Origin of the sequence: Catenulispora sp. EB89, from assembly GCF_041261445.1 — a bacterium.
Lineage (GTDB): Bacteria > Actinomycetota > Actinomycetes > Streptomycetales > Catenulisporaceae > Catenulispora.
This window is the reverse complement of sequence record NZ_JBGCCU010000004.1, coordinates 205,762-218,161: the sequence shown is the minus strand read 5'-3', so window position 1 is coordinate 218,161 and position 12,400 is coordinate 205,762. Positions and strand designations below refer to the sequence as shown.

General features: G+C 72.6%; 10 protein-coding genes. 7 read left to right on the top strand and 3 right to left on the bottom strand.

Annotated elements, in window-relative coordinates; all coding sequences use genetic code 11:
- Positions 1 to 15: 15 nt before the first annotated feature.
- A complete protein-coding gene (locus ABH920_RS10610) occupies positions 16 to 681 on the bottom strand; it encodes a tyrosine-protein phosphatase (protein WP_370348731.1) in 666 nt (221 codons plus the stop codon).
- Position 682: 1 nt separating this feature from the next.
- Positions 683 to 1,666, bottom strand: coding sequence for a sucrase ferredoxin (locus ABH920_RS10605; protein ID WP_370348730.1), 984 nt, complete (start codon positions 1,664 to 1,666; stop codon positions 683 to 685).
- Between the two features lie 119 nt (positions 1,667 to 1,785).
- On the opposite strand from ABH920_RS10605, the gene ABH920_RS10600 reads away from it, so the two are divergent.
- Genes ABH920_RS10600 through ABH920_RS10590 form a run of 3 tightly spaced genes read left to right on the top strand, consistent with a single transcriptional unit; the run spans position 1,786 to position 4,262 of the window.
- On the top strand, positions 1,786 to 2,613 hold the full coding sequence (locus ABH920_RS10600) for a hypothetical protein (RefSeq protein ID WP_370348729.1): 828 nt from the start codon (positions 1,786 to 1,788) through the stop codon (positions 2,611 to 2,613).
- Positions 2,591 to 3,535 (top strand): ABC transporter ATP-binding protein, encoded by a 945-nt coding sequence (locus ABH920_RS10595; protein ID WP_370348728.1) that lies wholly within the window; start codon positions 2,591 to 2,593, stop codon positions 3,533 to 3,535. Before ABH920_RS10600 ends, ABH920_RS10595 begins: the two co-directional genes overlap by 23 nt.
- Positions 3,536 to 3,548: 13 nt before the next feature.
- On the top strand, positions 3,549 to 4,262 hold the full coding sequence (locus ABH920_RS10590; RefSeq protein WP_370349028.1) for an ABC transporter ATP-binding protein: 714 nt from the start codon (positions 3,549 to 3,551) through the stop codon (positions 4,260 to 4,262).
- 349 nt (positions 4,263 to 4,611) lie between these two features.
- Here ABH920_RS10590 and ABH920_RS10585 read toward each other — a convergent pair whose 3' ends face one another.
- Positions 4,612 to 7,074, bottom strand: coding sequence for a DNA topoisomerase (ATP-hydrolyzing) subunit A (locus ABH920_RS10585; RefSeq protein WP_370348727.1), 2,463 nt, complete (start codon positions 7,072 to 7,074; stop codon positions 4,612 to 4,614).
- A gap of 214 nt (positions 7,075 to 7,288) precedes the next feature.
- Between ABH920_RS10585 and ABH920_RS10580 the strand changes: the two genes are divergently transcribed.
- The 4 genes from ABH920_RS10580 (at position 7,289) to efeU (ending at position 12,381) form a co-directional block, all read left to right on the top strand.
- Entirely contained in the window at positions 7,289 to 7,945 is a 657-nt protein-coding gene (locus ABH920_RS10580) for a DUF5998 family protein (protein WP_370348726.1), read from the top strand.
- Between the two features lie 14 nt (positions 7,946 to 7,959).
- Positions 7,960 to 9,150 carry an alkaline phosphatase family protein gene (locus ABH920_RS10575; RefSeq protein WP_370348725.1) on the top strand — a complete coding sequence of 397 codons (1,191 nt, stop codon included), beginning with the start codon at positions 7,960 to 7,962 and terminating at the stop codon, positions 9,148 to 9,150.
- Between the two features lie 44 nt (positions 9,151 to 9,194).
- Positions 9,195 to 10,100, top strand: a complete 906-nt coding sequence (locus tag ABH920_RS10570; protein WP_370348724.1) for a sulfurtransferase — start codon at positions 9,195 to 9,197, stop codon at positions 10,098 to 10,100.
- Between the two features lie 172 nt (positions 10,101 to 10,272).
- Positions 10,273 to 12,381 carry an iron uptake transporter permease EfeU gene (gene efeU / locus ABH920_RS10565; protein ID WP_370348723.1) on the top strand — a complete coding sequence of 703 codons (2,109 nt, stop codon included), beginning with the start codon at positions 10,273 to 10,275 and terminating at the stop codon, positions 12,379 to 12,381.
- The last annotated feature ends 19 nt before the right edge of the window (positions 12,382 to 12,400 follow it).

Here is a 12,400-nt window from a genome sequence, read left to right as displayed (position 1 = left end):
CAAGCCAGAGGGCTGCTACCCCGCGCCGAGCAGCCCCTCGCGCAGCGCGGCGATCTCCTCGGCGGTCACCCCGTGCGCGAGCAAGTACCCTTCGGCGCTCCCGAACCTCTCCCGCACGTGCGTCAGCGACCCCGAGATCAGCTCCTCGCTGATCGGGTGCTGGAACACCACGTCCCCCGGGTCCGTGCTCAGCCGCTCGTTCGAGATCAGGTAGTCCGCGACGATCGCCTTCTCCCCGACCCCCAGCACGTCCAGCACCAGCGCCACCAGCACCCCGGTCCGGTCCTTGCCGGCCGTGCAGTGCACCAGCGCCGGCAGCGCGCCGGGACGCGCCAGCGCGCGGACCGCGTCGGCGAACGCCTCGCCGCTGTGGTCCAGCCAGCTCAGGTACAGGTCGAAGAACGTCCCGTCGCTCTCGCTGTCCAGGCTCGGTGCGACGTTGACCCGCTCGACCTCCAGGTCCCCGAGGTCGTCCGGCCACTTCTGGATCTCGAACGGCTGCCGCAGGTCCACCACCGTCCGCAGCCCGATCGACGCCAGCCACGCGCGGTCGGCGTCCGTCGGCCGGTTCAGGCGCGCCGTGCGCAGCAATCGCAACGGCTGCACCACCGCCCCGGACTCCGTCCGCAGCCCGCCGATGTCGCGGGCGTTCTTGATTCCGGTCAGCGGTATGTCGCTCATGTCATCGGATCTTATCGACGGCGTCCGTCCGCAGCTCCAGCGGTGTGCCGTCGGCCTTGCCGCAGCTTTCCGGGCGCGGAACGGCGGCGAAAGATCCGGTGACGGACACCTCGTACGCCCGGCCGTCCTCGTGCTCGACGACCGCCGTCCACGCCGGCTCCGGGTCCCCGGCGGTCTGCGTCACGGACACCACGTCCAGCGCCGCCTCCGCCGTCTCGCCCAGCGCCTCCCGCACCGCGAGCTCGGCGACCTGTCCGGCCCGCGGCCACGTCGAACGGCCCCGGCAGCCGTCCACCGCCATCCGGCCCAGCCGCGCCTCGGCCAGTACCCGGCCGGCCGAGGCCGTGTCGAGCCGGCCGTAGGAGTACCCGGACGGCAGCACCACCGCGGTCGGCGCGAACCGGTGTCCGCCGAGGTGGGTGATCTCCCAGACCGAGGGATAAGCGCTACCGGAGCCGGAGCCAGGGCCCGCCTCCAGCGCCTCGACACCGACCGCCACCTGGCGCCCCACCGTCGCGCAGCACGCGTCCCGCTTCCCGTTGGTGCACACCCCGAGCAGCGGCGCGTCCACGAACTCGTGCTCCAGCTCGGCCACGGCCCGCCGGTCCCCGCCGTCCAGCGCCGCGAAGTCGATCTTCAGCAGGTCGGTCGGGTACTCGACCACGCCGGTGGCCAGCCACGTCCGCCTCGGATGCGTGGACGCCGCGAACCAGCGCCGACGCCGCGGGGCGCTGTCGTGGTGGTCCTCCACCCGGCGGATCAGGGCCAACCGGACCGCGGTCCCGGCCGTGCGCCCCTCCAGCTCGGCGCCCAGCTCCGGGTCCAGCCGGCTCTCCGTGGCCGCGACCCGCCCCCACGGCCCCGGCTGCTCCACCAGCAGCCACGCCCGGGCCACCGCGCCGGTCCCGGCCAGCGGTTCGCCCAGCTCGCGGGACAGCACGGAACACGCGTGGGGCTGGGGTGCCGGAAGTTGATCGTCGCGCATGTCTACGACCCTAACGCCCCTGGCGCACGCCCTACACCGCTCGCTTTTGCGCGCTCCCGGAGTCACGATGGTGGCGTCAGGAGAGATCGGGGGATGCCCTCGATAGGTAGGTGCGCACCATGACCGAGAGTCGCAAGCCCGAAGCCGGCCTGGACGGCGCCGCGCCGCAGGCCTCTGCCGCGCCGCAGACCACCGCCGCCACGTCCCAAGCCGCCGCCACCTCGCAGGCCGCCGCCGCCACGCCGCAAGCCCCCGACGCACACGAAGCCGACCTAGGCCCCGAAGCCCGCCGCTACGGCTTCCCCGCGGTCTACGGCCACGAGGTCTGCGCCCTGCGCACGGTGGCCCGCGAGGACTGGGACTCCTCGGCCCCCGGCCGCGTGGAACTCCTCCGTTGGCGCAGCGGCTCCGGCGCCCTGGTCCGCGACCTCCCGCTGACCCGCCTCTACGTCTGGGCCCGCGCGGGCCGCGTCAGCTTCGGGGACAAGGGCGGCCACACCGTGGACCTGGTGCTGCTCGGCGAGCCGGAGAGCGAGGGCCTGCGGCTCGGCTCGCCGTGGCCGACGGACCACCACCGCACCAGCACCGCCTCCAACCTGGCGCACGGCGTGGTCACCGACATGAAGAACGTCGTCACCTTCCCCTCGTCCTTCCCGCGCATGATGCGCGTCAGCGGCGAGCGCAACGCCGTCCTGGACGCCATGGTCGCCTGGTGCAAGCGCGAGGTCCCGGACATCCACATCATGCGCGGCTGGCTGCGCGGCTCCGAGGGCCCGTCGCGGCACCAGGTCAGCGGTTCGATCCACAAGGGCCTGATCGGCGAGCCCGGCTGGCTGCCGGACACCGTGGGCGCGCATCCGACCGGATGGTCACCGTTCCATAACGACCGCAACGCGCACAGCGGAACGGCTCGTCCTAACGCGCATGAGCACCCTTCAGGAGCTTGAGCTCGCGGCCGCGCAGCCGAAAGAGGTCTACGGCGAGGACGCCAAGATCGTCTGTGACAACCTGGTCCGGATCTACAAGACCGACGGCATCGAGGTCCAGGCTCTGCAGGGCCTGGACCTGCTGGTCCGGGCCGGGGAGCTGGTCGCGATCGTCGGGGCCTCGGGCAGCGGCAAGTCCACGCTGCTGAACATCCTGTCCGGGCTCGACACCCCCACCGCCGGCGTCGCCAGGGTCGGCGGATACGACCTGCTCACCATGAAGGGCCGCGACCGCCTGCGCTACCGGCGTGAGACGGTCGGCTTCATCTGGCAGCAGACCGCGCGCAACCTGCTGCCGTACCTCAACGCCGCGGACAACGTCGCGCTGCCGATGGGCTTCGCCGGCAAGAAGCGCAAGTACGCGCGGCGCCGCTCCGGCGAGCTGCTGGACCTGCTCGGCGTCGGCTACTGCGCCGACCGGCGCCCCGGCCAGATGTCCGGCGGCGAGCAGCAGCGCGTGTCGATCGCGGTGGCGCTGGCCAACGACCCCGAGGTGGTGTTCGCCGACGAGCCGACCGGCGAGCTGGACTCCGGGACCAGCCAGCAGGTGTTCGACGCGCTGCGCACGGCGAACGAGGAGCTCGGCGTCTCGATCGTGGTGGTCACCCACGACCACGAGGTCACCGAGCAGGTGCAGCGCACCGTGGAGATCCGCGACGGCCGCACCTCGACCGAGGTGCTGCGGCGCGGCGACGACGGCGCGCAGGCCGAGCAGTTCGCGGTGCTCGACCGCGCCGGCCGGGTGCAGCTGCCGAAGGACTACGTGGAGGCGCTGCGGATGAAGGACCGGGTGCGGCTGGCGAAGAACCCCGATCACATCGGGGTGTGGCCGGACCTGGTGCACGGCTCTGGTTCTGCTGGTTCCGCGGGCGAGGGGGAGTAGTCCGGTGGGGGACATGATCGAGGTCGAGGGGCTGCGCCGGACGTTCGGTTCGGGGGAGAACGCCGTGCACGCGGTCGAGGACGTGTCGTTCACGGTGCCCGAGGGCCAGCTGTGCGCGGTCGTCGGCCGCTCCGGCTCGGGCAAGACCACGCTGCTGAACCTGATCGGCGGCCTGGACAAGCCGGACGCCGGCCGGATCTCCGTGGACGGCAAGCAGCTCGCCGGACCGGGCCGCAACCTGGGGGAGAAGGAGCTGGCCGGGCTGCGGCGCGACCTGTTCGGCTTCGTGTTCCAGTCCTTCGCGCTGATCCCGATCCTGTCGGCGGCGGAGAACGTCGGCATCCCGCTGCGGCTGCGCAAGACGCCGGTGGCCGCGCGCGAGGAGCGGGTGGAGCTGCTGCTGACCATGGTCGGCCTCGGCGAGCACATGAAGCAGCGGCCCGGCGAGCTCTCCGGCGGCCAGCAGCAGCGCGTGGCGCTGGCCCGGGCGCTGGCCAACTCGCCGCGGGTGCTGATCGCCGACGAGCCCACCGGCCAGCTGGACTCCGAGACCGGTCGCGCGGTGATGCGACTGCTGCGCGCCGTGGTCGCGGCGGAGAACGTGACCGCCCTGGTGGCCACGCACGACCCGCTGATGATGGAGCTCGCGGACCGGGTGATCACGGTCGGCGACGGGAAGCTGGTGTCCGACTCCGACGCCGTGGCGGCCGCGGAGGTGCCGGCCTAGGGCACTCAGACCCCCGGACCCCTCGGCGGACCCCGAGGCGCGGTCCGGGCCCGGCTGTGGTGTCTTCCGTACCACCACAGCCGATGAGGGAGCACCGCCGTCCGCCGGGACTCCGGTCCAGCCACACGGGACCGGGGATCGACCTCCCGCCGCGTGCCTCAAGGCCGCAGGACGGCGGTGCTCCCGCCGCATGGGGGAGAGGTGGCGGCTGCTGTGGGCTTCCACGGCAGCCGCTGCGGGCTCTCAGAACCCTTCATCCGACCAGGCGCGCAAGGGCTGTGGCCGCCACATGACGTGGCGGCCACAGCCCTGGATCAACCAGCCCTGAATCAACTCCCTGCCCCGCGGACTACCCCGCGGCAGCCGGGCTCGTCACGAACCCGATCGGCACCTCCACCGGCGCCCCCGACCCGTCGCGCCGCGGATCCACCGCCGGCAGCGGGATCGGCGTCCCGTTCTCCGTGCAGGCGTACGCCGGAGCGTTCACCGCCCAGGCGGCCACCAGCCGGTGCTCGCCCTTCAGGAAGCGCTGGCAGCGCACGCCGCCGGTGGCCCGGCCCTTGGTCGGGTACAGGTCGTACGGCGTGGCCTTGATCGTGGTCGCGGTGTCGACCAGGGCGTCGTCCGAGCCGGCCATCGAGACCACCAGGCCGTCCTGGCCCGGGTCCACCGCGCCGAAGAAGATCACCGAGGCGTCGTCGCTCAGCGAGATGCCGGCCATGCCGCCGGCCGGGCAGCCCTGCGGACGGACCAGCGTGGCCGAGTACTTCAGGAGCTGCGCGTCGTCCGTGATGAAGACCAGCTCTTCTTCGCCGGTGCGCAGTTCGGTGGCCCCGGCCACGGTGTCGCCGTCCTTGAGCGTGATCACCTCGAAGGAGTCGCGGTTCCTCGGGTAGTCCGGGGTCACGCGCTTGACCACGCCCTGGACCGTGCCCAGCGCCAGGCCCGCGGACTCGGGGTTCAGCGAGCACAGGCACAGCACGCGCTCGTCCTCCTCCAGCCGGACGAACTCCGACACCGGGGCGCCGCCGGCCAGGCTCGGCGCCGCCTTCGCGGCCGAGTCCGGCAGCACCGGCAGGTCGATCACCGGGAACCGGATCAGCCGGCCCTGCGACGTCACCGCGCCGACCTCGCCTCTTATCGTCGAGGTGATGATCGAGGCGACCGAGTCGTTCTTGCCGCGCTCGCCGCCGGTGCCGATCTTCGTCGAGCCGGACGCCGTGCGGGCCAGCAGGCCGGTGGCCGAGAGCAGGACCACCACCGGGTCGTCGCTGATCTCCAGCGGCCGGGGCTCGAACACCGGCAGCGCGCCCTCGACCAGCACGCTGCGGCGCGGGGTGGCGAACTGCTTGGAGATCGCGGCCAGCTCGTCGGAGACCACCTTGCGCAGCAGGGAGTCGGACTCCAGGATCGCGGTCAGGTCCCTGATCTCGCCGGTCAGCTTGTCCCGCTCGGACTCCAGCTCCAGGGAGTCGAACCGGGTCAGCCGGCGCAGCGGGGTGTCCAGGATGTACGTGGCCTGCTTGTCCGACAGCGCGAGGGCGGCCATCAGGTTCTGCTTGGCCGCCGCGGCGTCGTCGCTCTCGCGGATGATGCGGATCACCCGGTCGATGTCGGTCAGCGCGATCAGCAGGCCCTCGACCAGGTGCAGCCGGTCCATCCGCTTGGTGCGGCGGAACTCGGTGCGGCGCCGCACCACCTCGAAGCGGTGGTCGAGGTAGACCTCCAGCAGCTCCTTCAGGCCCAGCGTCAGCGGCTGGCCGTCGACCAGCGCCACGTTGTTGATGCCGAAGGACTCCTCCAGCGGCGTCAGCTTGTACAGCTGCTCCAGGACCGCCTCGGGGTTGAAGCCGGCCTTGACCTCGATGACCAGCTTCAGGCCGTTGAACCGGTCGGACAGGTCCTTCAGGTCGGTGATGCCCTGGATCTTCTTGGCCTGCACCAGCTCCTTGACCTTGGCGATCACCTTCTCCGGGCCGGTGTTGAAGGGCAGCTCGGTGACCACGATGCCCTCGCGGCGCGCGGTGACCTTCTCGATCCTGGCGGTGGCGCGCATCTTGAACACGCCGCGGCCGGTCTCGTAGGCGTCCCGGATGCCCTGCTCGCCGATGATCTGGCCGCCGGTCGGCAGGTCCGGGCCGGGGACGAACCGCATCAGGTCGTCCAGGGTCGCGTCCGGGTGCTTGATCAGGTGCCGGGCGGCGGCCACCACCTCGCCGAGGTTGTGCGGCGCCATGTTGGTCGCCATCCCGACCGCGATCCCGGCCGCGCCGTTGACCAGCAGGTTCGGGAAGGCCGCCGGCAGGACCTGCGGCTCCTGCTCCTGGCCGTCGTAGTTGGGCCCGAACTCGACGGTGTCCTCGTCGATGGAGTCGGTCATTATCATCGCCGCGGGCGACAGCCGGGCCTCGGTGTACCGCATGGCCGCCGGCGGGTCGTCGCCGCCCAGGGAGCCGAAGTTGCCGTGGCCGTCGACCAGCGGGATGCGCATCGCCCAGGACTGGGCCATGCGCACCAGCGAGTCGTAGATCGCGGTGTCCGAGTGCGGGTGCAGCTTGCCCATGACGTCGCCGACGACGCGGGCGCTCTTGACGTAGCCGCGGTCCGGCCGCAGGCCCATGTCGTTCATCTGGAACAGGATCCGGCGGTGTACCGGCTTGAGCCCGTCCCGCGCGTCGGGCAGGGCGCGCGAGTAGATGACCGAGTACGCGTACTCCCGGTACGAGTCCGAGAGCTCGTCAGCGACGTCGATGTCGATGATGCGCTCTTCGAAGTCCTCGTCGGGTTCGGGGGTGGTGCTGCGGCGTGCCATCTTCGGTGCGGCTCCTGCTTCTCACGATGCGGGTGACGCCCTATTGTTGCGCGTCGTTCCGACACCTCGTCGCAGGAGGGCACATGCGTCCCGGCGGCCCGTCCCGTCCGCCGTGAGCGATCGGCGGTGCCAATCAGGCCATAACACCCTCCTCCGTCACGCTTCCGTGGGGTGTGGGGCCCGCAACCGGGCCCACAGGTGTCAGGATGGACTCATGCCCAACTCGCAGCCCTCCTCCTCGTCACTGCTCGCCGCCATCGAGCGCAGCGGCTACTACCCAGCCCTGGTGGCCGAGGCGGTCGAGGACGCGGTCGGCTCCGAGAAGGTGCTCGGCCACCTCGTGCACCAGGAGACCACCTTCGACGCCGACGAGGTGCGCCGGCACGTCACCGTGCTGGCCGTGACCCCGACCCGGCTGATCGCCGGGCACACCGACGAGTACGGCTCCGACGACCCGATGGCGCCGGTGCCGCCCGGCTCCCCGGAGTCGGCGACCGGGGCCAAGGCCTACGCCACCACCTCCACCGAGACCGTGCCGCTGCACCGGATCTCCTCGGTCGTGGTCAGCCGGGTCGTGGAGGACCCGGCCAACCACAAGCCCGGCACCCCGCCGCGCGAGGTGGTCCTCACCATCGGCTGGGGCGTGGTGAGCCGGCTGGACCTGGAGCCGGCCAACTGCGGCGACCCGCACTGCGACGCCGACCACGGCTACACCGGCACCGCCACCGCCGACGACGTGATGATCCGGGTCTCCGCCGAGGCCGACGGCGCCGACGCCGTCGCCGAGACGCTGTCCTTCGCCCGCGCGCTGACCACCGTGGTGACCGAGGCCGGCGCCGGCGCCGGGGCCGGCCCCCGGACCGCGCGCTGAGCACCCGCCGCAGCGTGAGCCACCCCGGAGCGTCCGGCCCCGACCGGACCGACCTCGTCCTGCCCGCCTACGGCCGCGGCGCCCTGTCCGACCTGCTCCCGGCGGTCCTGGCCGCGCTCGGCGTGTCCGGCGAGCCGAACCCGCTCGGCCTGGCCCCGACCCGCCGCGCCTGCGTCTTCCTGGTGGACGGCATGGGCGCCCGGCTCATCGAGCGCAACCCCGACATCGCGCCCTACATGGCCAAGGCCCTGCGCGCCAGCCGCGCGCTGACCGCCGGCTTCCCCTCCACCACCGCGGCCAGCATCGGCTCGCTGGGCACCGGGCTGCCCTCCGGCGCCAGCGGCATGCTCGGCTACCGGGTCCTGGTCCCCGGCACCTCGCGGATGATCAACCTGCTGCGCTGGGACTTCCCGGTGGACCCGGTCGAGTGGCAGCCGCACGAGACGGTGTTCGAACACGCCGAGCGCGAGGGCATCGAGGTCACGCAGGTCACCGCGGCCCGGTTCCAGGACTCCGGCCTGACCCGCTCGGTGCTGCGCGGCGGATCCTTCACCGGCGCCGAGTCGCTGCCCAACCGGGTGGCCGGCGCGCTGCACACGCTGCAGGACGCCGCCGACCGCGACGCCCGCGCGCTGGTCTACCTCTACTACGCCGACCTCGACGCCGCCGGGCACCTCAACGGCGTCGACTCCGAGAGCTGGCGGCAGCAGCTGGCGGTGGTCGACGCCACGGTCCACGAGCTCGTCGACCGGCTGCCGGCCGGCACCACGCTCTACGTCACCGCCGACCACGGCATGGTCGACGTCCCCGCCGACCGCCGCGTCGACGTGGACGAGGACCCCGAGCTGCAGGTCGGCGTCCGGCTGCTGGGCGGCGAGGGCCGGGCCCGGCACGTCTACGCCAAGCCCGGCGCGGCGCGCGACGTGCTGCAGATCTGGCGCGAGGCGCTGGAGGACGTGGCCGTCGTCCGCTCCCGCCAGGAGGCGATCTACGAGGGCTGGTTCGGGCCGCCGGAGTCCGTGGACGACCGGCTCGTGCCGCGCATCGGCGACGTGGTCGCCGCGCTGCTCGACGACTGGGCCGTGGTCGCCACCCGCCGCGAGAAGCTGGAGTCCCGGCTGCTGGGCATGCACGGTTCGCTGTCGGCCGCCGAGCAGGAGATCCCGCTGCTGGTGTTCGGTCCGAACGGCGCGCCGGAACTGTAGATCACCGGTAGATCCACGCCGGGATCGGTGCCAGGATGGCGCTCATGCGCGAACCCGGAACCTCGCCGCTCAGCGGTACCTCGCCACTGACCAGCGTCGAGCAGCTCGCCGCCGACCTGTCCTGCGGCACCGCCCCGATCCTGCTCGACATCCGCTGGAAGCTCGGCGAGCCGAGTGAGTACGGGCTCGGGGTGTATCTGAGGGGCCACATCCCCGGGGCGCATTACGTCAGCCTCGACCAGGACCTGGCCGAGCACCCGGACTCGCCGGTCGGCGCCCGGGGCCGGCACCCGCTGCCGGACCGCGAGCGCTTCGCCGCCGCGATGCGGCAGGCCGGCGTCCGCGCCGACCTGCCGGTGGTCGTGTACGACGACGGCGACGGCACGCAGGCCGCCCGCGCCTGGTGGCTGCTGCGCCACCACGGCCATCCCGACGTGCGGGTCCTGGACGGCGGCTTCGCGGCCTGGCAGGCGGCCGGCCGCACGGTCGAGGAGGGCGAGCCGGCGACCCGGGCCGCCGAGGGCGACTTCGAGGCGGCGGTGCGGGACGTGTTCGCGGTCCTGGACCACGACGGCGCGGCCGCGGTCGCCGCCGACGGCACGCTGCTCGACGCCCGCGCCGGCGCGCGCTACCGCGGCGAGACCGAGCCGGTCGACCCGGCCGCCGGGCACGTCCCCGGCGCGGTGTCGGCGCCGACCACCGAGAACCTGGGGACGGACGGCCGGTTCCGGTCGGCCGAGGAGCTGGCCGAGCGGTTCGCCGGGCTGGGCGTCGAGCCCGGGCACGCGGGCCGGGTCGCGGTCTACTGCGGCTCGGGGGTCACGGCGACGCACGAGATTCTGGCGATGGCCGTGGCCGGGATCGACCCGGAGGGCGTGGCGTTGTACGAGGGCTCATGGAGCGGATGGGCGTCCGATCCGTCACGGCCGGTGGCCACCGGAGAACACTGAGACATCCCGGGGCCGTCCCGAGCGCCCGATCCACCCCGGGTGAGACACAGCTCACCAGCTCATGGCCCCGGCGGTGTTGACCCGCCCCGGCGGTCCGCTGCTAACTTAGGCATGCCTTACTTCACTGAGGCATGCCTAACTTAGCGATGCGGACCAGAAGGGGCGGGGCGCGGTGCTGTCGGATGCCTTCCCGAGTTTCTTGATCGGACTCCGAGAAGGGTTGGAAGCCGGCCTGGTCGTCTCCATCCTGCTCGCGTCGCTGGCGAAGGCCGGCCGCAAGGACCGGGCCGGCTCGGTGTGGCTGGGCGTGGGCGCCGCCGCCGCGCTGAGCCTGTCCTTCGCCGCGGTGCTCACCTTCACCTCGGCGCACCTGCCGCCCAAGGCGCAGGACGTGTTCGGCGGCGCGATGGCGCTGCTGGCGGTCGCGTTCGTCACCACGATGGTGTTCTGGATGCGCCGGGCCAGCGCCTCGATGTCCGGGGACCTGAAGGCGAAGCTGGCCGCCGCGCTCGGCGCCAGCGCCGGGATGCTGGTCTTCACGGCGTTCGCCGCGGTGGCGCGCGAGGGGCTGGAGACCGCGCTGTTCCTGTGGACCACGGCCCAGACCGCGCACGAGAAGAGCGGCCCGGCGATCGGGGCGGTCGCCGGCATCGCGGTCGCGGCGCTGCTGTGCTGGGGGCTGTACCACCGGGCGCTGAAGTTGAACCTCGCACGGTTCTTCAAGATCACCGGGTTCGTGCTGGTGGTCATCGCGGCCGGGGTGCTCGCCTACGGGCTGACGGACCTGCAGGAGAGCGGCGCGGTCGGCGGGTTCACGGCGTACGCCTGGGACCTGACCGCGCACCTGGACCCGAACGCCTGGTACGCGCAGCTGGTCGCCGGGACGCTGAACCTGACGCCGAAGATGACGTGGCTGGCGGTGGTCGGGTATGTGGCTTACCTGGCGCCGGTGATGTTCTTCTACCTGCGGCCGGCTGTCGCTGTCGTCCGCCCCACTCCCAAGACCGCCGAGGCGGTCGCGTCGGTTCAGCACCCTGAAACCGCTGAACCGGCTGCCACCCCGGCCGCCTCGGCTCCCACTCCCACTCCCGCCCCTGCTCCCTCCCGCAAGCCGGCTCCGCGCTGGGCGCTGGGCGTCGCGGTCGTCGCGGTCCCGGCGGTGGCCGCGGTCGCGGTGATCGTCGCGGTCGGCCCCGGCTCGGGCAGCAAGGGCGCGCAGACCATCGAGGTCTCGGCCGCGTCCTGCGGGAAGGGCTTCGACGGGCTGACCACCGGCGAGCACACGTTCCAGATGAAGAACACCGGCGACGTGGCCGCCGAGGTCTACCTGCTGGACCCGTCGAGCAACGCGGTCTACGGCGAGATCGAGGGCCTGGCCCCGGGCACCACGCGGCCCATGACGGCGACCATAGGCAGCGGCACGTACGCCTGGCGCTGCGTGCCGAACGGCAAGGACGCGGTCACCTCCGAAGCCAGGCACGCCACCGGCTCGGGCAGCTCCACCACCGCGGTCGTGCCGATCAGCGAGAAGGACCTGGAAGCTCCGCTGGACCAGTACCGCGCCTACGTGACGCAGCACCTGAACGAGCTGGCCGGCTACACGGACACGCTGAAGCAGGACGTGGACTCCGGCGACTTGGCCAAGGCGAAGCAGGACTGGCTGACCGCGCACCTGGCGTACAACCGCCTCGGCGCCGCGTACGGCACGTTCCAGGACTGGGACAAGAAGATCGACGGCCGCGCCGACGGCCTGCCCGACAAGGTGCGGGACAAGGACTTCACCGGCTTCCACCGCCTGGAGTACGGACTCTGGCACGGCGAGGCCGCCGCGAACCTGGCCCCGATCGCCGACCAGCTCGACAGCGACGTCCACGGCCTCATCGGCGACTGGCCCAAGCAGGACTTCGACCCCGCCGACCTCCCGCTGCGGGCGCACGAGATCCTCGAGAACACCCTCCAGTTCCAGCTCACCGGCGACGCCGACTACGGCTCCGGCACGACCCTGGCCACCGCCGACGCCAACCTGACCGGCACCCGCGAAGTCCTGACCGTGATCAGGCCCCTGGTCCAGGCCCGCGACCCCCAGGGTCTGACGCAGATCGACGCCTGGCTCGACCGCTTCGGCGCGACCGTGAACGCCGCGAAGAAGCCGGACGGCACCTGGACCCCGGTGGACCAGCTGGACCCGGCCGCCCGCCAGAAGCTGAACGGCACCCTGGGCGAGCTGCTGGAGCAGCTGTCGGTGGTGCCGGACCTGCTGGAGATCCGGAAGGCGACGTGAGCGGAGCCTCCAGACCCGC

Coding starts and splice junctions, on each gene's coding strand:
- ABH920_RS10610 (WP_370348731.1), bottom strand. CDS start 681: ATGAGCGACATACCGCTGACCGGAATCAAGAACGCCCGCGACATCGGC.
- ABH920_RS10605 (WP_370348730.1), bottom strand. CDS start 1,666: ATGCGCGACGATCAACTTCCGGCACCCCAGCCCCACGCGTGTTCCGTG.
- ABH920_RS10600 (WP_370348729.1), top strand. CDS start 1,786: ATGACCGAGAGTCGCAAGCCCGAAGCCGGCCTGGACGGCGCCGCGCCG.
- ABH920_RS10595 (WP_370348728.1), top strand. CDS start 2,591: ATGAGCACCCTTCAGGAGCTTGAGCTCGCGGCCGCGCAGCCGAAAGAG.
- ABH920_RS10590 (WP_370349028.1), top strand. CDS start 3,549: ATGATCGAGGTCGAGGGGCTGCGCCGGACGTTCGGTTCGGGGGAGAAC.
- ABH920_RS10585 (WP_370348727.1), bottom strand. CDS start 7,074: ATGGCACGCCGCAGCACCACCCCCGAACCCGACGAGGACTTCGAAGAG.
- ABH920_RS10580 (WP_370348726.1), top strand. CDS start 7,289: ATGCCCAACTCGCAGCCCTCCTCCTCGTCACTGCTCGCCGCCATCGAG.
- ABH920_RS10570 (WP_370348724.1), top strand. CDS start 9,195: ATGCGCGAACCCGGAACCTCGCCGCTCAGCGGTACCTCGCCACTGACC.